The 23,206-nt window shown below is 40.8% G+C and carries 19 protein-coding genes and 1 other annotated feature; of the genes, 17 read left to right on the top strand and 2 right to left on the bottom strand.

Annotation, left to right across the window (positions count from 1 at the left end):
* Positions 1–152: 152 nt before the first annotated feature.
* Both CDZ94_RS08240 and CDZ94_RS08235 read left to right on the top strand, forming a co-directional pair.
* Entirely contained in the window at positions 153–653 is a 501-nt protein-coding gene (locus tag CDZ94_RS08240) for a dUTP diphosphatase (RefSeq protein ID WP_096436020.1), read from the top strand.
* 111 nt (positions 654–764) lie between these two features.
* Positions 765–1,841: a M42 family metallopeptidase gene (locus CDZ94_RS08235; RefSeq protein WP_096436018.1), complete on the top strand. Its 1,077-nt coding sequence runs from the start codon at positions 765–767 to the stop codon at positions 1,839–1,841.
* A 139-nt stretch (positions 1,842–1,980) separates the two neighbouring features.
* Here CDZ94_RS08235 and sspI read toward each other — a convergent pair whose 3' ends face one another.
* The gene (gene sspI, locus CDZ94_RS08230; protein WP_096440673.1) at positions 1,981–2,190 is read right to left on the bottom strand and encodes a small acid-soluble spore protein SspI; all 210 of its coding nucleotides are present in this window, start codon (positions 2,188–2,190) and stop codon (positions 1,981–1,983) included.
* Between the two features lie 152 nt (positions 2,191–2,342).
* On the opposite strand from sspI, the gene CDZ94_RS08225 reads away from it, so the two are divergent.
* The 3 genes from CDZ94_RS08225 (at position 2,343) to pheT (ending at position 7,031) form a co-directional block, all read left to right on the top strand.
* The gene (locus CDZ94_RS08225; protein ID WP_096436016.1) at positions 2,343–3,098 is read left to right on the top strand and encodes a TrmH family RNA methyltransferase; all 756 of its coding nucleotides are present in this window, start codon (positions 2,343–2,345) and stop codon (positions 3,096–3,098) included.
* A 160-nt stretch (positions 3,099–3,258) separates the two neighbouring features.
* Positions 3,259–3,485, top strand: a binding site (T-box leader).
* A 63-nt stretch (positions 3,486–3,548) separates the two neighbouring features.
* On the top strand, positions 3,549–4,577 hold the full coding sequence (gene pheS, locus CDZ94_RS08220; protein WP_096436014.1) for a phenylalanine--tRNA ligase subunit alpha: 1,029 nt from the start codon (positions 3,549–3,551) through the stop codon (positions 4,575–4,577).
* 30 nt (positions 4,578–4,607) lie between these two features.
* Positions 4,608–7,031: a phenylalanine--tRNA ligase subunit beta gene (pheT, locus tag CDZ94_RS08215; RefSeq protein WP_096436012.1), complete on the top strand. Its 2,424-nt coding sequence runs from the start codon at positions 4,608–4,610 to the stop codon at positions 7,029–7,031.
* Positions 7,032–7,237: 206 nt separating this feature from the next.
* Here the strand turns inward: pheT and rnhC are convergent, their stop codons facing one another.
* Entirely contained in the window at positions 7,238–8,191 is a 954-nt protein-coding gene (gene rnhC / locus CDZ94_RS08210) for a ribonuclease HIII (protein ID WP_096436010.1), read from the bottom strand.
* Between the two features lie 168 nt (positions 8,192–8,359).
* On the opposite strand from rnhC, the gene zapA reads away from it, so the two are divergent.
* From zapA to trxA, 12 genes are all read left to right on the top strand, one after another.
* Complete coding sequence (zapA, locus tag CDZ94_RS08205; RefSeq protein ID WP_425352559.1) at positions 8,360–8,632, top strand: cell division protein ZapA; 273 nt, start codon at positions 8,360–8,362, stop codon at positions 8,630–8,632.
* A gap of 5 nt (positions 8,633–8,637) precedes the next feature.
* A complete protein-coding gene (locus CDZ94_RS08200; RefSeq protein WP_096436006.1) occupies positions 8,638–9,198 on the top strand; it encodes a CvpA family protein in 561 nt (186 codons plus the stop codon).
* Between the two features lie 586 nt (positions 9,199–9,784).
* Positions 9,785–11,515 (top strand): DNA polymerase/3'-5' exonuclease PolX, encoded by a 1,731-nt coding sequence (polX, locus tag CDZ94_RS08195; RefSeq protein ID WP_096436004.1) that lies wholly within the window; start codon positions 9,785–9,787, stop codon positions 11,513–11,515.
* A 68-nt stretch (positions 11,516–11,583) separates the two neighbouring features.
* Positions 11,584–13,941, top strand: a complete 2,358-nt coding sequence (locus CDZ94_RS08190; RefSeq protein WP_096436002.1) for an endonuclease MutS2 — start codon at positions 11,584–11,586, stop codon at positions 13,939–13,941.
* A 14-nt stretch (positions 13,942–13,955) separates the two neighbouring features.
* Positions 13,956–14,360 (top strand): DUF350 domain-containing protein, encoded by a 405-nt coding sequence (locus CDZ94_RS08185; protein ID WP_096436001.1) that lies wholly within the window; start codon positions 13,956–13,958, stop codon positions 14,358–14,360.
* A gap of 521 nt (positions 14,361–14,881) precedes the next feature.
* Positions 14,882–16,582, top strand: coding sequence for an AMP-binding protein (locus tag CDZ94_RS08180; RefSeq protein WP_096436000.1), 1,701 nt, complete (start codon positions 14,882–14,884; stop codon positions 16,580–16,582).
* Positions 16,583–16,986: 404 nt separating this feature from the next.
* A complete protein-coding gene (locus tag CDZ94_RS08175; protein ID WP_096435999.1) occupies positions 16,987–18,696 on the top strand; it encodes an AMP-binding protein in 1,710 nt (569 codons plus the stop codon).
* A gap of 147 nt (positions 18,697–18,843) precedes the next feature.
* The gene (locus CDZ94_RS08170; RefSeq protein ID WP_096435998.1) at positions 18,844–19,431 is read left to right on the top strand and encodes a fatty acid metabolism transcriptional regulator FadR; all 588 of its coding nucleotides are present in this window, start codon (positions 18,844–18,846) and stop codon (positions 19,429–19,431) included.
* A 128-nt stretch (positions 19,432–19,559) separates the two neighbouring features.
* Complete coding sequence (locus tag CDZ94_RS08165) at positions 19,560–20,339, top strand: enoyl-CoA hydratase (RefSeq protein ID WP_096435997.1); 780 nt, start codon at positions 19,560–19,562, stop codon at positions 20,337–20,339.
* A gap of 67 nt (positions 20,340–20,406) precedes the next feature.
* Positions 20,407–21,177, top strand: a complete 771-nt coding sequence (locus CDZ94_RS08160) for an electron transfer flavoprotein subunit beta/FixA family protein (RefSeq protein WP_096435996.1) — start codon at positions 20,407–20,409, stop codon at positions 21,175–21,177.
* A gap of 17 nt (positions 21,178–21,194) precedes the next feature.
* A complete protein-coding gene (locus CDZ94_RS08155; RefSeq protein WP_096435995.1) occupies positions 21,195–22,172 on the top strand; it encodes an electron transfer flavoprotein subunit alpha/FixB family protein in 978 nt (325 codons plus the stop codon).
* Positions 22,173–22,454: 282 nt separating this feature from the next.
* Positions 22,455–22,769 (top strand): thioredoxin, encoded by a 315-nt coding sequence (gene trxA / locus CDZ94_RS08150; protein WP_096435994.1) that lies wholly within the window; start codon positions 22,455–22,457, stop codon positions 22,767–22,769.
* The last annotated feature ends 437 nt before the right edge of the window (positions 22,770–23,206 follow it).

The raw sequence follows: 23,206 nt of genomic DNA, 5'->3' as shown, positions 1-23,206 counted from the left end.
TTTATGTTTACCTACTTTAGTTCATTCTAAAAGGTGAGCTTCGCTTTCTCACAGGCATTACTCTCTTTCTTTCCATGTATAAAGACAGGTAGTATAATGAAAACGATTAATCAATAAAGGGTGTCTTGAAGAGGATAAAGGAGTGTTAACGATTGGAATTTAGTAAATTATTCGCTATGCAAAAATCACTCGATCATCATATTGAATCAAAGCATGACCTTAAATATGAATCGCTGCTTGACCGTAAATTTCTCGCATTTCAAGTTGAACTGGCAGAACTCGCTAACGAGACGCGGTGTTTTAAGTTTTGGAGTGAAAAACCGTCATCTGATAAAGACGTGATTCTCGAAGAATACGTAGATGGTGTCCATTTTCTCTTGTCGATAGGTATTGAATATGGATTCGAAACTGAATCAGTATATACTTATCCCGAAGTGAAGGCTGTTGAAAAAGAAGGATTAGTATATGCATTTTTTGAGGTCACAAATGCTTTAGCTGAACTTCGTCATGATTCAACTTTTCAAGCATATAAAGCTTTCTTTCAATCCTATCTACGTTTAGGAGGGTCTCTTGGGTTTCAGGAAGATGAAATTTTAGATGCTTATTTAAAAAAGAATGAAGTGAATTACCAAAGGCAGGAAAACGGTTACTAAAAGGTGTTCAAAAAGGCTCAATAGTATTATGAAAGAATTGAGACGATCTTTGAAAAACGTTATACTATTAGAAGATACATAATTTTTTTACAAATCAGGAGGTACATCGTAATGGATAATACGTTAAGTATGCTCAAGGAGTTAACGGATGCAAACGGCATTCCCGGTAATGAACGTGAAGCTCGTGAAGTAATGAAAAAACATATCGAACCTTTTGCGGATGAAGTGGAAACTGATCATTTAGGAAGCTTAATTGCGAAAAAGAAAGGCTCAGCTGACGGTCCTAAAATCATGGTCGCTGGTCATTTAGATGAAATTGGTTTCATGGTTACAAACATTGATGACAAAGGTTTTATTAAGTTCCAAACTGTTGGTGGATGGTGGGAGCAAGTGATGCTCGCTCAACGCGTAACAGTGATGACGCGTAACGGTAATGTTCCTGGAGTGATAGGATCTAAGCCGCCGCACATTTTACCTGCGGAAGTACGCAAGAAATCAGTAGATAAAAAAGAAATGTATATTGATATCGGTGCATCCAGTAAGGAAGAAGCAATGGAGTTCGGCGTTCGACCAGGCGATTCTATTGTTCCTGTGTGTGACTTTACGGTAATGAAAAATGAAAAGCTGCTTATGGCTAAAGCCTGGGATAACCGAATTGGATGTGCGATTGCGATCGAGGTTCTGCGTCGTTTAAAAGACGAAGACCATCCGAATACGGTTTATGGTGTAGGAACTGTTCAAGAAGAAGTAGGATTGCGTGGTGCTCGTACATCAGCTCACCATATCCAACCTGACATTGGCTTTGGTGTTGATGTAGGAATTGCAGGCGATACGCCAGGAGTAACAGATAAGGATGCTATGTCAACGATGGGAGAAGGACCGCAAATTATTATGTATGACGCCTCTATGGTTTCTCACAAAGGTTTGCGTGATTTTGTAACGGATACCGCAGACGATAAAGAAATTCCTTATCAGTTTGATTACGTACCTGGCGGCGGAACAGACTCCGGTGCAATCCATCTAACGGCTAATGGTGTACCCGCGTTGTCGATCACGATTGCGACTCGTTATATTCACACACATGCTGCAATTTTACACCGTGACGATTTTGAAAACGCGGTAAAACTCATTGTCGAAGTTATTAAAAAGCTAGATAAAGACACTGTCAATAAAATTACGTTTGAATAGAAGAGAAATAAATGCAGTAAGGTTTTTAAGAGCAAATCGAAGACATAATGTATCTGTCGATCTTTTACGTTGATATTTTATACAGAGGAAAGGGTGTCTTAAAAGGCTAGAATGCGAACCTTTTGAGACACCCTCTTCCTTATTGTTTAAGTTCTTGGGAAATTTGTTGAATCACTTCTTGTTTTTCTTGTTCGCTAGCCCCTTGCCAGTAAACTTCAAACAAAACCCCTAAGCCAGGAAGCATTTTTTCTTCTTGACTTTGGATTGCATCCTGAATTGTTGCTTCAACTTTTTCTTCGTCACTGCCCGCAATATTTTGCATAATGGCACCGCGTAAATTAAAGCTCATCATGAACATCCTTTCTGTAAGGTCTTTTTCACGAAACATGAACATCCATCACATTTTGGATGTAGTCTCATTTATAGTATGATAAGTTATAATGAGATTTATGTAATACCCGAATAAGTTTTGGAATAAGACCCTTTAAAAGGAGCAAGCGAATGGAACGAATTGAATCACCTAAAAATGCAAAAATTAAAGCGTGGAAAAAATTACATACAAAACGAGGTAGAGAAAAGTCAGGCCTGTTTTTTATTGAAGGTCCCCATTTAATTGAGGAAGCATTAAAAGGAAACATTCCTTTTGTTGAACTCATTGTTAGGGAAGGAGAGGAATTGCCTAGAGAGTGGAAGGCAGTAGAAGTGAAGCCAATTGAAGTGACAGCTAAAGTTATGAAGGAGCTTTGTGAAACGGAAACCCCGCAAGGTTTTGCAGCCGTGTGTGAGCTTCCGGATAATATAAACATTCCTTTAGAGAGCGGTCAATTTTTATTCATCGATCGAATTCAAGACCCGGGAAATTTAGGGACCATCATCCGCACTGCTCATGCCGTAGGAATTACAGGTATTGTTTTTGCAGAAGGAACTGTTGATCCATATAACAGTAAGGTCATCCGAGCAACACAAGGGTCCTTATTTCATATCCCAATCCAAAAAATGGATTTACATGAAGCGGTTAGTTTGTGTCAGGAAAACCAAGTTCCGGTCTTTGGCACCTCTTTTGAAGGAAGTACATATTCCGCCATCGAACCGCAAAATGACTTTGTCCTAGTAGTTGGAAATGAAGGTCAAGGGGTAGAGGAAACACTTCTACAAGAAACTGATCAAAATTTGTACATCCCTTTATATGGGGATGCTGAATCTTTAAATGTTTCGGTGGCTTGTGGTATTTTACTTTATCATCTAAAGCTTATATAAAAGGTTGTTCAATAGTGCGGGAACGATATGGCCTGCTCCTGTCGGTTCTCTAAAAAGGAGGGTCTAGAGTATGGATTCTCTCTTTTTTGACTAAGATGATTAAGACCAATTGCACGAGCGCTGTAAAAAGTATATAATATAATCCATACAATTTAAGCAGCTAAAAACTTTGATGGAGATTAGTAAGCTGACTGTCAGCATTCAGGGACGAAATGCCGTAGACTGAAAGCATTTCGATGTGAGACACAGCCGAATTCACTCCTGAGTTGGCACCGGAACACAAATATTCGTTTGTTAAGGTAGCCCGGACTTCAGTCCGTTACAATTTTAAGTGAGTAAAAAGGATTTTTACTAATTAGGGTGGTACCGCGAGTCTTCGTCCCTTACTGGGGAGAAGGCTCTTTTTTATGCTCAAAAAAATGAAGTTCATCACATAAAGGAGGAAAAAACATGCTTGATCGCTTAGAAGAACTGCAAGAAGAAGCGTTAAAAAAGGTAGACGAGGCAACGGAAGTTAAAGATTTAAAAGATGTCCGTGTTGCTTACTTAGGGAAAAAAGGCCCAATTACAGAAGTACTTAAAGGAATGGGGAAGCTTTCAAAAGAAGAACGCCCAAAAGTCGGACAAAAAGCTAATGAAGTCCGTGATGCGATAAGCGCATCCATCGATGAAAAAGAAGTTCGTATGGAAAAGGAAGCTTTAGACATAAAGCTCAAAGAGGAAAGCATTGATATCACATTGCCAGGACGCGAAGTACGTCGTGGGAATCGTCATCCTCTAACATCCGTGATCGAAACGATGGAAGACGTGTTTATAGGAATGGGATTTTCAATTGCTGAAGGACCTGAAGTAGAAACCGATTACTATAACTTCGAGTCATTGAACTTACCTAAAGATCACCCAGCCCGTGACATGCAAGACACGTTTTTCATTACGTCTGATTTGCTTTTACGTACACAAACATCTCCAGTGCAAACAAGAACGATGGAAAAGCATGAAGGCAAAGGTCCAGTCAAAATTATTTGTCCAGGTAAAGTATATCGACGTGATGAAGACGATGCGACACACTCTCATCAGTTCATGCAAATTGAAGGGCTTATGATCGACAAGAACATTCGCATGAGTGACTTAAAAGGTGTTCTCGAAACATTTGTAAAAAAATATTTCGGGACTGATCGTAAAATCCGTCTTCGTCCAAGTTTCTTCCCATTTACAGAACCTTCTGCTGAGCTTGATATCTCTTGCGCGATTTGCCACGGCAGCGGTTGCCGTACGTGTAAACAGACGGGGTGGATTGAACTCTTAGGTACTGGAATGGTTCATCCAAACGTGTTGAAAATGGGTGGATTTGATCCGGAAATCTATTCTGGCTTTGCCTTTGGAATGGGTGTAGAGCGATTAGCGATGCTACATTATGGGATCGATGATATTCGTCATTTCTATACGAACGATATCCGTTTCTTATCACAGTTTAAATAAATTGGGAGTCGAATCAAAGGAGGAATTTACGTGTTAGTATCATACGAATGGTTAAAAGAATACGTTCATATAGACGATTACACGCCAGAAGAAGTGGCTGAAAAATTAACAAGAAGCGGTGTGGAAGTTGACATTATACACGAGTTAAATCAAGGAGTAACAGGTGTAGTTGTCGGTCACGTTTTATCATGTGACCCTCACCCTGATGCCGATAAACTAAACGTCTGTCAAGTAGATATCGGTGAACAAGAGCCTGTTCAAATCGTCTGTGGAGCGAAAAACGTCGGGAAAGGCCAGTACGTTGCTGTAGCAAAAGTTGGCGCACGCTTACCAAATGACTTCAAAATAAAAAAAGCAAAGCTTCGCGGTCAGGTTTCTCAAGGAATGATTTGTTCTTTACAAGAGCTTGGTATCGAAGGGAAGCTTGTATCAAAAGCTTACTCTTCAGGGATTTTTGTTTTTCCAACTGATTTAAAGCCGGGTGATGATGCGTTAACGCATTTGAATTTGCACGATACAGTCCTAGAACTGGACCTCACTCCAAATCGTGCAGATTGTTTAAGCATGATCGGGGTCGCGTATGAAGTCGCGGCTATTTTAAAACGTGAGCCAAAGCTTCCTGAACCTCATGTTCATTCAATTGGAGAACAAGCCTCAGATTATGTATCTGTTCAAGTAGAAACGAAAGAAGATGCTCCATATTACGGGGCGACAATTGTTAAAAACTTAACAATTAAAGAGTCGCCATTGTGGATGCAAACACGCTTAATGGCTGCCGGTATCCGTCCGGTCAATAACGTTGTCGATGTGACGAACTTTGTGTTAATTGAATATGGCCAACCGCTCCATGCTTTTGACTATGATCGTCTAGGCTCAAAAGAAATTCTTGTAAGGCGAGCTCAAGATGGGGAAAAGATGGTTACATTGGACGATCAAGAACGTTCACTTTCATCTGACCATCTCGTTATTACAAACGGTGAAGATCCTGTTGCACTAGCGGGTGTAATGGGTGGTGCTGATTCTGAAGTTCATGATGAAACGACCACGATTTTACTAGAAGCGGCATACTTTGATCGCACTCTTGTAAGAAAAGCAGCGAAAGATACTGGCTTGCGAAGTGATGCTAGTACACGCTTTGAAAAGGGAGTCGATCCTTCCCGATTGAAAAAAGCTGGTGAGCGGGCGGCTGCGTTAATTGCTGAGCTTGCTGATGGCGAAGTGCTTCAAGGACCAGTGGAATTTGATGAGATAAGCGAAGAACCAATGAAAATTGATTTGAATCTTGAACGCGTTAACAAGAAGTTAGGAACGGATCTTTCATTTGAGGTAGTCTCCGGTATTCTACAAAACCTTGATTTTTCTTATACAAAAACAGCAGAAGGATTTCGTGTAGAAGTTCCTACGAGGCGACAAGATATTACATTGGATGTTGATCTTATTGAAGAAGTGGCTCGTTTACACGGCTACGATGAAATCCCGACAACTTTGCCTGAAGCGGCGACCACACCAGGAGGCTTAACGGATATACAAGTCCTTAAGCGCCGAAGCCGTCGCTATTTAGAAAGTGCAGGAATAAACGAAGCGATTACGTACTCATTGACAACGGTAGAAAAAGAAAAAGCGATCCGAAGTGAAAGCATCTCGCGCGATGTGAAATTGGCGCTACCGATGAGTGAAGAACGCAGCACGTTGCGGACAACATTACTGCCTCATTTATTGGAAGCATTAAGCCATAACAAAAATCGTAATCTACATGACGTTGCTTTATTCGAATTGTCATCGGTTTTCCATACAGATGAAGTAACGGTCACAAAACAGCCTGAGGAAAAGTTGAATCTTGCTGCAGCGTTTATGGGTACGTGGCAGGAACACCCTTGGCAGCAGGAAAAGAAAAGCGTGGACTTCTTTGTCGTAAAAGGCATTGTTGAAGGGTTACTTGAAGAGCTTAATATTACTAGCGAGGTCCTTTTTGAGCAGGCAGAAATCAATGGCATGCACCCAGGGAGAGGGGCTCGGATTTTAGTAAGAGGTGAGGAAATAGGCTTCCTTGCACAGCTCCACCCAGGAGTAGCCAAAGACGTTTCATTAAAAGAAACGTATGTATTCGAAATGAATTTAGAAAATCTCACGAACGAAAGAAAACAAGATGTTCGTTATGAACCGATTCCGCGTTATCCTGCTATCGACCGTGATATCGCTCTAGTCGTAGGTGAAAACGTTGCTTCTGGAAAAGTGGAAGAGGCGATTCGTGAAGCAGGTGGTCCTTTGCTTAAAGGTGTAAAGCTGTTTGATGTCTACCAAGGAGAGCATTTAGAGAGTGGTCAAAAATCACTTGCTTTTGCTTTAAGATATCTTGATCCGGAACGTACGCTCACAGATGAAGATGTTAGCGACGTTCATCACCGTGTCATCGAGCAGCTTGAAGCGAAGCTCGGGGCGACATTGCGGAGTTAATAGGAACGAAAAGAGTATGAGACAGGTGGCATTCCTTCGGTCTCATACTCTTTTCTTATTGTTTCACCAGGAAATTATATTTTGTTAAGGTTGTGGGTAACTTTTTAAAGTTGGGGTACCATCTAGCTCCAGGTGCATTACGCTTTTGTTCAAAATATAAGCGGACAGCTACCGTTACGCCGCACAATTCGGCTCATAAACTCTTTTTACACGAGTCGTTCAGCTTTACCTGTATTGGCAAAATGCAGTTTTGCACACTGCTTCAAGGTTTCCCGGCCGTGAAGGCGGATAATCTCCGCTGCGGCTGAATCGACTTTTCCACTGGCTCCTTTAGGGACGGGAGAACCAAGTGAAGTTTCCAGTTTGTCCATCTCCCTAACAAACGCATAGCGGGCAATAACGGACGCTGCTGCTACAGAAACGTGAAGAGACTCCGCTTTCGTAGCAAAATAAATCGGCGTTTCTTCCTGCCAATAATGGCCACTTTGCTTTAAATAGTTAAAGTAAACCCCTGGTTGGCAAAATTGGTCTACAAAAACTCCTTCTGGATTCAGCTTCTGTTCACGACATTTGTTTAGCACATTCATAATCGCTTGATGGTGCATCATCGCTTTCATCCGTCCTTGGTTATAGCCTTTTACTTGAAGATTATTGTACTTTTCATTTGTTAGTGTTAATAAACTGTATGTTGACTTTTTCATAATTTCAGGTGCGAGCTCAAGGATCACAGGATCTTTAATCGTTTTCGAATCTCGTATTCCCATGTGCTCCACGTTTTTCATTTGCTCGGGGGTTAAATACGTACAAGCAACCGTGATTGGGCCAAAGTAGTCTCCTGTTCCTGCTTCGTCACTACCGAGCATAGCAAGGCTTTGCAATTGAGCGGGTGGTGAGTAGTCGTGGGTGTCTACTGATTTTTTTGCACTAGTAGCTGTTTTTTTCTTAGCCTCCGTCGGTGAGCCTTCCCAGATACCTGCTTCTCTCGACGCATCTGCGCCTTGAAATAACACTTTTCCCGACGTGTAAGCGGTAATAGTACAACCTGGAACCTTCGCCGCAAATGCTGCATTTTGCGGAGTAGGTGATTTTAAAGAAGAAATGTAATGCTTTTTCATTTTATGTAATCGTTCGTTCGTTACTTTGAGTACTTGGTGACTCATCGGTGACCTCCTAAAAAAGTGAATGATAAGCAAAATAGGGACAAAAGAACCTAAGATGACTAAGTAAGAGTATAGCCAACTTGAGGATAAACGTCACGCTTCTCTTAAGTTTTATGTGAAATATTTTCATTCATGAATCTACATGTTATGATAGAATTCAGGATTCTCATGACGAATGGAGGCTTATTGGTGGGAGAAGGGAAGGGAAAAAGTCGAACAATCGTTACAATATACGGGCAGCAATATACCATCGTAGGGAAAGAAAGTCCCGAGCATGTTAAGAACGTTGCTGAGCTCGTGAATGATAAAATGAGAGAGATAAAAGGGAACAACCCTTATTTAGATAGTGGTAAATTAGCTGTTTTGGCTGCTTTGAATATAGGAGATGAGCTGATTAAGCTCAAGGAGAAAAATATCGATATAGAGAAAGATGGGGAATAAAGAGCATGCTAAGTTTGTTATTATTTATTATTCTCATTGGAAGTTTTTTTGTAGGGTTTCGAAGAGGTCTTATTCTTCAACTCGTTCATTTATTAGGTTTTATCGTTTCTTTTATTGTTGCTTACCTATACTACAAGGACGTAGCTGAGTACATTCGACTCTGGATCCCCTTTCCAACATTGGGGTCAGATAATGGAACCTCTGCACTTTTAGTAGATGCTTTTTCAGTAGAAACTGTATACTATAATGGGATTGCTTTTGCGATTCTATTCTTTGCAACAAAAATTGTTATGCATATTATAGGTTCGATGTTTGATTTTCTTGCTCATCTGCCGATCTTACATACGATCAACGGGTGGTTAGGTGGCGCGCTTGGTTTCCTTGAAGGGTTATTAGTTGTGGTTATTCTCGTTCACTTAGGCGCTCTCATTCAGGTTGAGTTTCTTCAACAGGCAATACAAAATTCAAGTCTTGCTCAACTAATTTTTGATTACACGCCGATCATTTCAAACCAATTAAAAGATCTATGGATAGAGGCATCCTCAGGAAAAACTTCCCTTTTTTAACAGGGGAGTTTTTTAGTTTTGAGAGCAAAAAATCCACGTTTCGATGCCTAGCTTCAGGCACCATCGTCTCGTGTCAAATAACCTTGATTTTATGTAAAAATAATCGAACTTCATGCAGAAAAACAAAATTTTACTCAAAGTTCAGTCCACCCTCTATTGCTTGCGGTGAAGGTAGATAGTTGGATATGATGAGAAGGTGACACGTTATCAAAGGCTCTTTTATAAAGACTTTTTTCGCATTGATTATTGTTTTTTATTAAAAAGTTGGAGAGCGAAAGGATGCGGCGAATCCAGCGGGAAAAGCAACAGTGGTTTTCTTGAGGCGAGCGATAATCTTATAAAAAGGTTATTATCGTAAAGTTTGTTGCTTTTTGAGCGTTTTTTCAAGTCAAATGATGTTACGGACAAATGAATTTATCGGCCACTTTCATTTGATTTGAAAAACCTGTCACGCTATGCGTGACAGGGCAAGCATACGCTTGCCTAACGCTCAAAAAATAAATAGCAACAATCTTTTAGAAAAGAGCCTATAAAAAAGACAACAAACATTACGAAAACATTGTTATCAAATGAGGTGAAACAACAAATGTCAAAGGTGAATAAAAAAGATATTATAAAAACACTTGAACAAATTGCGATTTATTTAGAAATAAAAGGTGAAAATGCGTTTCGGGTGTCGGCTTATCGCAAAGCCGCCCAAGCATTGGAACGAGATGAACGAACGATCGAAGAAATTGGTGATCCTTCCAAGCTAAAAGGGATCGGTAAAGGAACGGCTAGTATTATTCAGGAATTAATCGAGGAAGGGGAATCCTCTTTTTTAAACGAATTGGCAGAAGCACTACCATCAGGACTCCTTACTCTTCTCCAGCTTCCTAACTTAGGAGGAAAGAAAATCGGTAAACTTTATCAAGAGTTAGGTGTAGAGGATGCAGCTACACTTAAAGCAGCATGTGAAGCCGGACGCGTTCGGGAACTAGCTGGGTTTGGAGCTAAAACGGAGGAAAAAATTCTCGCGTCACTAGCGGATTTTGGAAAAAGACCTGACCGCTTACCTGTTTCTCTTGTCATGCCTATTGCCGAGGAATTAATAAGGAGATTGAATGAGTTCACAGATCTTCACCGATTCGAATTGGCAGGAAGCTTTAGAAGAGGCAGAGAGATGGTGAAGGATTTAGATTTTATCATCTCAACGGATAACCCCGACAGTATAGCCGAACAGATTACGATGATGGATCATATAAAACAAATTGTTGGCCAAGGTGATACGAAGATTAGTCTTGAGTTTCAATTTGGTGATTTAATCGTCCCTGTTGATTTCCGACTTGTTGAAAATGAAGCATTTGCGACAACCCTTCATCACTTTACAGGCTCCAAGGACCACAACGTGCTTATGCGTCAACGGGCAAAAGAACAAGGTGAAAAAATAAGTGAGTACGGCGTAGAATCTGCCCAAACAGGAGAGGTCAAAACTTTTAAAGATGAAGCTGCGTTTTTCGCTCATTTTAATCTCCCATATATCCCACCAGAAATAAGAGAAGGCTACGATGAATTAGAGACGTCCGAAGCGGACCTTTCACTTATTGACTATAAAGATGTTCAGTCTGATCTACACATGCACACCACATGGAGTGACGGTGCTCATTCAATTAAAGAAATGGTCGAAGCCAATCGCAGCAGAGGCTATTCATACATGGCGATTACCGATCATTCAAAGTTTCTTCGTGTGGCGAACGGGTTAAATGAGGAAAGATTGAAACGTCAGCACGAAGAAATTCGTAAACTAAATGAAGACTATAATGACTTTACGATTTTAACAGGTATTGAGATGGATATTCTGCCAAATGGTGAGCTCGATTTTTCTGATGATGTACTAAAAGAAGTGGATTTCGTAATTGCTTCGATTCATTCAGGGTTTAACCAGAAAGAAGAAACGATCATGAGGCGTCTTGAAAATGCACTGCAAAATCCTCACGTAGCGATGGTTGCACATCCAACGGGGCGCTTAATTGGCCGGAGGGATGGCTACCCTGTAGATATAGACAGGTTTATTGAATTAGCAAAGCAAACGGATACCATCGTGGAGTTAAATGCAAATCCTAACCGGCTGGACCTTGCCTCGGAATACTTGAAAAAAGCGCAGCAAGCAGGTGTGAAAGTAGCGATTAATACAGATGCGCACCGAATGGAGATGCTCGATCACATGAGTGTAGGTGTAAAAGCCGCTCGGCGAGGATGGTTAAAAAAAGAAACTGTCGTCAATACGTGGGATGTTGACACGTTACGAGCATTTCTTAACAAAAGGCTATTTTTGTAAAAGGTTGTTATTTTTCAGAAAAAAGAGCCTAATAAAAACAGATAGAAACGTAGGGGGTGCTCCCTTTTATGGAAAGGGTTTGCCGAATATTAGAGTACGATAAAATGAAAAAACAGTTAATCCATCATGCAAGTTCATCACTTGGAAAACGAAAAATAGACTCATTAATGCCAAGTACTGATTTGGATGAGGTTAAGCATGCACAAGAAGCGACGTACGAAGGGACAAAGATTCTTCGGTTAAAAGGACAAGTTCCACTAGGTGGCATCCGAGACATTCGGGCTTCGATTAAGCGTGCAGTCATTGGCGGGATGTTAAATGAGCAGGAAATGTTAGATATTGCGTCAACAATTTATGGAAGCCGCCGCTTTAAAAGTTTTATCGAACAAAGCATTGAAGATGAGATTGAGTTACCGATTCTCGAAGATCTCGCGTCACAAATCTTTCCTTTAACTGACTTAGAGCGTTCGATTAAACAATCCGTTGACGAAAACGGAGAGATGCTCGATTCAGCCAGCTCGCAGCTACGTTCTGTTCGACAACAGATTCGCAGTCACGAAAGCAGTGTACGATCAAAGTTAGAAAACATGACCCGTTCTTCTTCGAGCCGTAAAATGCTCTCTGATTCGATCATTACCATTCGAAATGACCGTTATGTTATTCCGGTGAAACAAGAATACCGCGGGCAATTTGGCGGCCTCGTCCATGACCAATCTGCTTCAGGTGCAACTCTTTTTATTGAGCCGGATGCGGTAGTATCAATCAACAATCAACTTCGTGAAGCACGAGTAAAGGAACGGCAGGAAATTGAGCGGATTTTACACGTTTTATCAAATGAAGTAGGTGAAAAACAAGAAGATTTACTAATGATCGTGGATACGATGGAGGAAGTCGACTTTCTTTTTGCCAAAGCTTATTACAGCCAGGAAATTAAGGGAAGCCAGCCGAAGCTTAACGATCACGGGCTGATGGATTTTAAAAAAGCACGTCATCCATTAATCCCAGGTGATGAAATTGTTCCGATTGATGTAGAACTTGGGAATTCATTTCAATCACTTGTGATTACGGGACCGAACACTGGTGGAAAAACCGTAACGTTAAAAACTATTGGTCTGTTGACGTTAATGGCACAATCTGGCTTACACCTTCCTTGTGAAGAGGGATCAGAAGCGGCTGTTTTCCAACAAATTTTTGCTGACATTGGTGATGAACAGTCGATCGAACAAAGCTTAAGTACGTTCTCGTCTCATATGACAAATATTGTCGATATTTTAGACAAGCTTGACCACGAAAGTCTCGTGTTGTTTGACGAGCTCGGCGCAGGGACAGACCCAACGGAAGGAGCTGCTCTCGCCATTTCAATATTAGATTACGTGTATAAAATTGGGGCACGTGTCGCAGCGACGACTCACTATAGTGAGCTTAAAGGGTATGCGTACAACAGAGAAGGCGTGATGAATGCAAGTGTGGAATTTGACGTGGAAACGCTGCGCCCCACTTACCGGTTAATGATTGGTGTTCCTGGACGTAGTAATGCATTTGCGATCAGCCGCCGGCTTGGGTTGAGTGAAGAAGTGATTGATGAAGCTCAAAGTCAAATTGGAGCCGATACGAATAAAATTGAAAACATGATTGCTTCGTTAGATGAAAGTCGTAAGCTTGCTGAAAAAGACCTTGAACATGCCAATGCTTACCGTAAAGAGGCCGAGGATTTGCATAGAAATCTTGAAAAAGAGTATGAGCGTTTTGAGAAAGAGAAAGAAAAGGCGATGGAAGAAGCTGAACGAAAAGCGACTGAAGCCGTTAAGAAAGCGCAGCAAGAAGCAGATGAGATTATTGAATATTTGCGTGATGTACAAAAATCAAATCCTGCCATTAAAGATCACGAATTAATAGAAGCGAAAAAAATGCTTGGTGAAGCTTCTCCTGAATTGAAATCAAAGAAAAAGCAACCTCAAGCTAAACCTTCCAGTAAACCAGCGGAGCTTTTACCAGGTGATGAAGTGAAGGTCATCAGCTTTGACCAAAAGGGGCACATTGTTGAGCGAGTAAGCGAGAAAGAATTTTACGTTCAACTTGGAATGATGAAAATGAAGGTGAAAGCAAACGACCTTCAGTACATGTCCAGACCGAAGCAACAGGAAAAAACACCATTAGCAGCGATTCGCGGAAAAGAAGCTCATGTAAAGACTGAGCTGGATCTTCGTGGAGAACGATATGAGGATGCGATGTTAATGGTGGATAAATATTTAGATGATGCGATACTTGCAGGCTATCATCAAATCTCGATCATCCATGGGAAAGGAACAGGTGCTCTTCGAAAAGGTGTTCAAGAGAAATTGAAAACGCACCGAAATGTCAAGGGTACACGAATGGGGGGGATGAACGAAGGTGGCTCTGGTGTCACTGTCGTTCAACTAAAATAAGGAGCTCATTATTTATGGAGTCACTATTTGAACACGATTTTATGTATACTGCAGGAATATACAGCGTAGTTGTTATTGCGATTATTGTTTTTTTGGCAGTGTTTGAAATTGTCACACGTTATTCTACATGGGAGGAAATCCAGTCAGGTAACGTCGCAGTCTCGATGGCCACGGGAGGAAAGATCTTCGGTGTGGCAAACGTTTTTCGTCATTCAATTGAAGCGAATGATACAGTCGTTATGATGCTGGTGTGGGGAATTTACGGGTTTATGCTTCTCCTTTTTGTTTACTTTATTTTTGAGTTTCTAACCCCTCGTTTTAAAGTAGATCGCGAACTTAAAAATGACAACCGTGCGGTGGGACTTATCTCCCTCATTCTTTCCATCGCTCTTTCCTACGTGATAGGAGCGAGTATTTAACTGGACTAACAAAAGTAGGTGAAGGTATTGGAAACGTTGTGGAAAATCCTTGCAGTGCTATGTGCGGGGTTTATCATTGCTGGAATGGTTTATCTTCTTTTCTTCTAAAAGTGAAATTTGATTTTATATCATTCAAGACGATTGGCATGAAGCCAGTCGTCTTTCTCATAGAATAGAATAATACTGTTAGCAATAGGGTAAGAAAGGCCTGGGAAAAAATAATGGTATTATCGTAAAGTTTGTTGCTTATTTGAGAAAGGGACAAAGATAAAAATAAATATTCTAAAAATTGAATAAATACCTTTTAAATTGTAATCGGTTTCATTAAAATGAGACTAAGAGAGGAGAATGTCCAGTGGTGAAATGAACAGGCTCATGTACATTTCCTACAGCCAGTTAATGGAACTTTAGAAAGGAGAGGTCACTATTAGAACGTCAAATAGGTCGGTAATTGGAGTCTTATATAACTTTGGTTGCCCTCCTATTTGAACATGTCCTAATAAGTAAAAGGGAGGAAAAAAATGGAAACAAAAACTCAAAAGCCTTGGTTCCAACACTATCCAGATGAAATCCCTACATCCATTGACTACGAAGTTCGAACATTGCAAAGCTATTTAAAAGAATCGGCAGAGAATTTTCCTGAGAAAGAAGCCCTTCATTTTATGGGGAAAGAAATGACTTACAAAGAGGTTTATGATTCCGCATTAAAGTTTGCTAATCAATTACGCTCAATTGGGGTTGAGCAAGGTGACCGTGTTGCCATTATGCTTGCCAACACACCACAATCAGTCATTTCATACTATGGAGCGTTATTTGCAGGAGCGATTGTCGTCCAGACAAATCCCCTTTATGTGGAGAGGGAAATTGAGCACCAAATGAATGATTCTGGTTCAAAAGTAATGATTTGTCTTGATTTAGTTTACCCGAAAGTAGCCAATGTAAAGGACAACACAAGTCTGGAACACATCATTGTAACTGGAATTAAGGATTACTTACCTTTTCCTAAAAACCTCATTTATCCGTTCGTTCAGAAAAAACGAACAGGCATTAAAGTAGACCTCCAATATAATGACCGTCTCCATTCTTTTGAGAGATTTCTAAATGAGGGAAAGGCACAAGAGATTAAGCTTGATATTGACCCGAAAGGGGACCTCGCACTGCTTCAATATACTGGTGGTACTACAGGTCCTGCAAAGGGAGTAATGCTTACTCATTACAATCTCGTTGTGAATACATTGCAATGTAAGCACTGGATGTACAAAATGAAGCCTGGAGAAGAAGTTATTATTGCTGCCCTGCCATTTTTTCATGTTTATGGCATGACAACGGTTATGAACTTGGCGATTCGAATGGCGTATAAAATGGTAATCATGCCTAAATTTGAACCAAAAGACATTCTGAAAGCGATCGAAAGTCAAAAAGCAAGCATCTACCCAGGGGCTCCAACGATGTATATTGGGTTATTAAATCATCCTGATATTAAAAAGCATGACCTGTCTTCCATTAAAGCGTGCATAAGCGGTTCAGCTCCTTTACCAGTCGATGTGCAGAACCGTTTTGAAAATGTTACAAATGGAAGTTTAGTTGAAGGATACGGATTAACAGAGACAGCTCCGGTCGCTATAGCCAATCTGATTTGGGGAAATCGGAAATCGGGAAGTATCGGTATCCCGTGGCCGGATACGGATGTAGCTGTATTATCAGCTGAAACAGGGGAATTAGCTGAACCAAATGAAATCGGAGAAATAATCATTCGTGGTCCGCAGGTCATGAGAGGTTACTGGAACCAGCCAGAAGCTACTCAGGCCACGTTTAAAGATGACTGGTTTCTGTCCGGGGATATGGGATACATGGATGAAGAGGGGTATTTTTATATAGTAGATCGTAAAAAAGATATGATCATTGCAGGTGGATTCAATATTTATCCACGAGAAATTGAAGAGGTTCTTTATGAACATAAAGCAATTCAAGAAGCCTGTGCCATCGGAGTTCCTGATCCATACCGAGGAGAAACTGTCAAAGTCTTTATCGTATTAAAAGAGGGGCAATCTTTAGCGGAAGACGAGTTGGAAGAATACTGTCGGAAACATTTAGCCGCGTACAAAGTTCCACGTTTATTTGAATTTAGAGAAGAATTACCGAAGACGATGGTCGGAAAAATTCTACGACGAGTTTTGGTAGAAGAGGAACGGGAAAAACTAGCGAATACGAGTGAGAAGTAACTAGGAATGGCATAGAGGGTGTCTTATAAGGTGGTTTCACCTTGAGGCACTCTCTTTTTTTATACTTTAAGAAAGTTTACCTTTTCTAAAAAAATAAAGTATAAGCGCAACTAAGGCTGTTTTCGTAATATTTACTGCTTTTGAGGGAAAGCGTCCGCTTGTAGGGGATTCGATCGCTAATTTTATCAAAAAGCAACAACCTTGTATAAAAGACCGCTATGCGGTTTTTCCTAGGGAATTTTTGTCAGGCATGCCTACTCAAACAATCGACTAACTATTATACAAAAATAAAAATTTGAAGAATTTTCACAAAAGACTTTGAATTTGGAATCGTTTTCATTAAAATAGGAGGAGAGAGAGGATGTTGTCTTACTTGGAAGGAGAGAGTCGAAGGAGGACTTTTCATGGAAGAACGACTCGTACGACCTTGGTTAAAACATTATCCCGAAGAAATTCCGGTTAAGATTGAATATGAAGAAAAAGCGTTGCAGACGTATTTAGAAGAGGCAGCAAAGGAGACTCCAGAGAAGACGGCACTTCATTTCATGGGGAAAGAAATGAATTTTGCTGAAGTTTATGATGGTGCGCTGCGTTTTGCAAACGGTCTTCGCGATCTTGATATTAAGAAAGGGGATCGTGTTGCAATCATGTTGGCCAATACTCCGCAATCGGTGATTTCCTACTATGGAGCACTTATGGCTGGGGCAGTTGTCGTGCAAACGAATCCACTTTATGTGGAAAGAGAGCTAGAGCACCAAATGGTCGATTCAGGGGCTAAGGTAATCGTTTGTTTGGATCTTGTTTATCCAAGAGTTGCCAATGTCATGAAGAAAACGAAACTTGAACATGTTATCGTCACAGGGATTAAAGACTACCTCCCATTCCCGAAAAATATCGCTTATCCGTTTATTCAAAAGAAAAACTCTGGAGTAAAGGTGGACATTTCGTACAACTCAAATACGCATTCATTTAGCAAGTTATTAAAGTCGTGTGAACCAAAGCCAATTGAATTTAAAGTGAATCCAAAGGAGGATCTCGCCCTCTTACAATATACAGGTGGCACAACCGGTGTAGCGAAAGGTGTTATGCTTACTCACCATAATTTGGTGGCAAACACGACGCAATGCTTAAAGTGGATGCACAAAATTGATCATGGTAATGAGGTCATCCTATGTGCGCTGCCATTTTTCCATGTTTATGGGATGACTGTTGGAATGAATTTTTCGATCATGGATCGCTCGAAAATGGTCATCGTTCCACGCTTTGACACGACACAAATATTAAAAGCGATTGCGAAGGAAAAGGTATCGATTTTTCCAGGAGCACCGACGATGTACATAGGTCTTATTAATGACCCCAATGTCCAAAAGTACGACTTGTCCTCTGTTGAAGTTTGTATAAGCGGCTCAGCACCGTTGCCGGTGGAAGTGCAGCAACGATTTGAAGAGTTAACAGGTGGGAAACTATCTGAAGGCTTTGGTTTAACAGAGGCTTCTCCTGTGACTCACTTTAACCTAATGTGGGGGAAGCGACCGACGGGAAGTATCGGATTACCTTGGCCGGACACAGACGCTGTTATCGTCTCAGCAGAAACCGGGGAACAGGCTGAGACAGGCGAAATTGGTGAACTGGCGGTCCGTGGACCTCAAGTGATGAAAGGTTATTGGAACCGTCCGGAAGATACAGGGGCAACCTTTGATGGCGACTGGCTCTTGACTGGAGACATGGGCTACATGGACGAAGAAGGCTATTTCTTCATTGTCGATCGTAAAAAAGATATGATTATTGCAGGTGGATTTAATATTTACCCTCGTGAAGTAGAGGAAGTGTTGTATGAACACGAAGCTATTCAAGAGGCGGTAGTCATCGGCATCCCAGACCCTTATCGAGGGGAGACAGTCAAAGCCTTTGTTGTTCTTAAAGATGAGGAAAGTCTTTCTGAGGAAGAGTTGAATCAATATTGTCGTAAACATTTATCTGCTTATAAGGCTCCTAAAGTGTTTGAATTCCGGGATGATCTTCCAAAAACAATGGTCGGTAAAGTTTTGAGAAGAGCACTTGTGGATGAAGAAAAGAAAAAACGAGATGAAAAAGTAACCACAGAAGTGAACTAAACCTCCACTTTTAGAAAGGTCCTAAATTTTTCGAGGGTATTTTCACGATGCTGTGTTTGACATGAGAGTGGTCTTACTCTAAAATGAAAACATAGTGAATGAATGATCATTCATTTTTCACAGAGGATAGGCTGAGGAAGTGAAGACATGGCAAAGAGAAAAGGTCAAAAATTTGAACAAATAATCGATGCAGCGGTGAAAGTGATTGCTGAAAACGGCTATCATCATTCCCAAGTATCAAAGATTGCCCGTGAAGCTGGCGTAGCAGATGGCACGATTTATCTTTATTTTAAAAACAAAGAAGATATATTAATCTCGCTATTTGAAGTAAAGATGGGCAGCTTTGTGGAGAAAAGTAAGGAACGCCTTGCTCACGACACTCCAATCGAAGAGAAGCTCAAACTGCTAATTGAAATGCATTTGAAACAGCTAGAAGCTGATTATGATTTAGCTATTGTTACCCAGTTGGAGTTAAGACAATCGAACCTTGCTTTGCGTACACGCATTAACGAGGTACTCAAAGGCTATTTAGGGTTGATTGATTCCATTTTAACTGAGGGAATGGAGGAAGGGTTCTTTTCCGCAGAGTTAGATAAGAGGATCGCCCGCCAAGTTATTTTTGGAGCGATTGATGAAGTGGTAACAAACTGGGTGATGAAAGATCACAAGTATGATCTAGTTCCTCTCGCACAATCATTGAATCAAATGCTTTTATCTGGGTTAAAGCAAAGGTAACAAGTTGATGTAGACCTGTTTAAAAAACGATGAATATTCTGCTTTTTTTGACAGGTTTTCTTTTTTTAAAAGGTGAAAGCGTTTTAATGTCGAATAAAGTTAAGTGAGATCGAAAGGAGTGAACCTACTTGAGCAAATATGAATATTTAAGTGCAACGAAAGAAAACAAGATTGGCTTCGTGACATTACAACATTCTCCTGCCAACGCTCTGTGCCAGCCAATGTTCCTCGAATTGGATGAAGTGTTGGACGATTTTGAAGCAGATGAAGAAGTAAAGGTCATCATCGTTCACGGGGAAGGCCGATTCTTTGCAGCCGGTGCTGATATTAAAGAATTCACCTCGGTTGATAGCGGCGAGGCATTTAAAGAAATGGCAGAACGAGGACAACGAGTGTTTGATAAGATGGAGGCTTTCCCTAAACCGATTTTAGCTTCTGTACATGGTGCAGCTTTAGGTGGCGGACTTGAACTGGCCATGGCTTGTCATATACGTATTGTTGGCGAAAATACAAAATTAGGACTGCCCGAACTGCAGCTTGGTCTTGTACCTGGATTCGCAGGTACCCAACGCCTGCCGAAACTGATCGGAAAATCGAAAGCGACACAACTACTTCTTACGTCAGATCCTATTTCAGGAATGGATGCTGTTCAACTTGGACTTGCAGATGATGCGTTTCCAGATGAAGAAGTTTTTGATCGTACGAAGAAATTAGCCGAAAAAATCGCTCAAAAAAGCGCTATTGCCATGCGTTATGCTCTAGAGCTTGTGCAGTATGCTGATCGTGTAGATGAAGCAGGTGCCAAGCGAGAGGCTGAGCTTTTTGGTGAGGTTTCTCAAACTGAAGACGCTAAAGAAGGAATTGACGCTTTTATAAACAAAAGAGAACCAGCATTCAAAGATCGTTAATGATACCTAACCTCTTCATACGGGGAAGGACTACTATACATTGGATTATTTTATGGGAGGGACTAAGATGAACATTTATGTGATTATGAAACGCACATTCGACACAGAAGAAAAGATTCAAATTGAAAATGGCCAAATTGCTAAGGATGGAGCGGAATTTATTATTAACCCATATGATGAGTATGCCATTGAAGAAGCGATTCAGCTGCGTGATGAGCACGGAGGTGAAGTTACCCTTGTGACAGTTGGTGAAGAGGAAGCAGAAAAACAGCTGCGTACAGGTCTTGCCATGGGTGCGGACAAAGCCGTTTTAATTGATAATGACGAAGTAGAAGATCAAGACCCTTTCTCTACTCAAGCCCTATTAGCGGCATACTTCGGAAATAAAGAAGCCGATATTATTCTCGGTGGAAACGTTGCTGTTGATGGCGGTTCTGGTCAAGTAGGACCTCGACTTGCAGAGAAACTCGGAATTAACCACGTTACTTCTATTGTCAATATTGAAGTTACGGATGGAAAAGCGACGATCGAACGTGATGTTGAAGGTGACCAGGAAATTGTTGAACTTAGCCTACCTGTATTAGTGACAGCACAACAAGGGTTAAATGAACCTCGTTATCCTTCTCTTCCAGGTATCATGAAAGCGAAGAAGAAGCCATTGGAAACGTTGGAGCCGGATGATTTAGACCTCGACGAAGATGACGTGACTGGTAAAACGAAAACAGTTGACCGTTACCTGCCACCTGAAAAACAAGCTGGTAAAGTTTTAGAAGGTGAAGTAGACGATCAAGTGAAAGAGTTGGTTTCTTTGCTAAAAAATGAAGCGAAAGTGATATAAATAGAGGAGGATTTGACATGGCGAAAAAAATGTTAGTAGTTGGAGAAATTCGTGACGGTGAATTCCGAAATGTATCTTTTGAAGCAATCGCTGCTGCTAAGGAAGTTGCAGATGGTGGTGAAGTTGTTGCGGCTTTGTTAGGGGAAAATGTAAGCGGTTTAGCCAACGAAATGATTGCGTATGGTGCTGACAAAGCGGTTGTAGTTGAAAGTGACAAACTAGCAGCCTATACACCAGATGGCTACGCTCAGGCATTACAAGCAGTAGTGGAAAAAGTAAGCCCTGAAGGTATTGTTTTGGGCCATACGGCAATTGGACGAGACATTGCGCCGAAACTAGCTGCTAGATTAAACTCAGGCTTAGTTTCTGATGCAACTGCAATTGAAGTGGCTGGAGATGAAGTCATATTCACACGGCCAATCTATTCAGGTAAAGCGTTTGAAAAGAAAGTGATTTCTGATGGCCTTGTTTTTGCTACAGTTCGACCAAATAACATTTCCTCATTAGAAAAAGACGATTCCCGCACAGGTGATGTAGAATCTCTTGATGTAGAGATTAAGGACCTAAGAACGGTAATTAAAGAAGTTGTAAAAAACACTACGTCTGGTGTCGACCTATCTGAAGCAAGTGTCATTGTTGCTGGTGGGCGTGGAATGAAAGGATCAGAGAACTTTAAAATTCTCGATGAGCTAGCAGAAGTGCTAGGTGCTGCTGTTGGTGCATCACGAGGGGCATGTGACGCTGAATATTGTGACTATGCACTGCAAATCGGTCAAACAGGGAAGGTTGTTACCCCGGATCTTTATATTGCAGCTGGGATCTCCGGAGCAATTCAACACGTAGCGGGAATGTCTAACTCAAAAATTATTGTAGCGATCAACAAAGATCCTGAAGCAGAGATTTTTAACATCGCTGACTATGGCATTGTCGGTGACTTGTTTGACGTCATCCCGAAACTGACCGAAGAATTTAAGTCTGCTCTTGTTAAGTCTTAATATAGCTTAAAGAAGAAGTCTCATTCAGATGTGATGGGACTTCTTTTTCAATTGAGATTCATGGTGAAATAATATCTCGCTCTCCTGCAAAAGATAACAGTACAAATGCTTCAACTTCTTCAACTTTCTGAGCATATTCTTTGCTAAAGAGATGTGAACTTTCGTACAATAACTATACAGTTTAACGAGTATCATCCATTAAGCGGTTCATTCGCAACATTTGATTCAAAGATGATATACTAAACTTGAGAAAATTAGTCCCGTTGAGGAGGAGTTATTTAAATGGCTATTAAAAATGTAACAGACAAAAACTTCGCAGAAGAAACAGGCCAAGGTCTTGTATTAGCTGACTTTTGGGCACCATGGTGTGGACCATGTAAAATGATTGCTCCAGTACTTGAAGAATTAGACGGAGAAATGAGCGATAAAGCTCAAATCGTAAAGCTTGACGTTGACGAAAACCAAGAAACAGCAAGCAAATACGGTGTAATGAGTATCCCTACACTGCTTTTATTTAAAGATGGAGAGGTCGTTGATCAAGTCGTTGGCTTCCAACCAAAAGAAGCATTAGTAGAACTTTTAAATAAACATGCGTAAAGTGTTTAGGAAGACTGTCTCAAGAATGAGGCAGTCTTCTTTTTGGAGAGTTAAGTTTTTAATAAAAGACCGATAAGCGTTTTTTCTTATACTTTAAGAAAGTTTAACTTCTTTAAAGGGATAAAATACAAGCACAACTAAAGCTTTCTTTATAAAGAGGACAGCTACCTTCACGCCGTTCGTCTCAAGGGAAAAGATTCCTGAGACATTAAAATATACGGCGGAAACTAACGCTGTTTTTAATAAAGGCATTTTTCGCATAGATTGACGTTATTGATTTATAAAACGAAAGAGCGAAAGGCGGCGACTCCAACGGGAAAAGCAACTATGGTTTTCTTGCGACGAGGAGCCGCAGAAGACCCCGCAGGATGTTTCCCGAGACTGAAGCGTTGCTCGCGGAAAGCGAGCGAAGATCTTATCTTTTTAAAAAGAGAATC

The organism is Alteribacter populi (assembly GCF_002352765.1).
Lineage (GTDB): Bacteria > Bacillota > Bacilli > Bacillales > Salisediminibacteriaceae > Alteribacter > Alteribacter populi.
The sequence above is the reverse complement of the archived record's forward strand: the minus strand, read 5'-3'. Positions and strand labels throughout refer to the sequence as shown.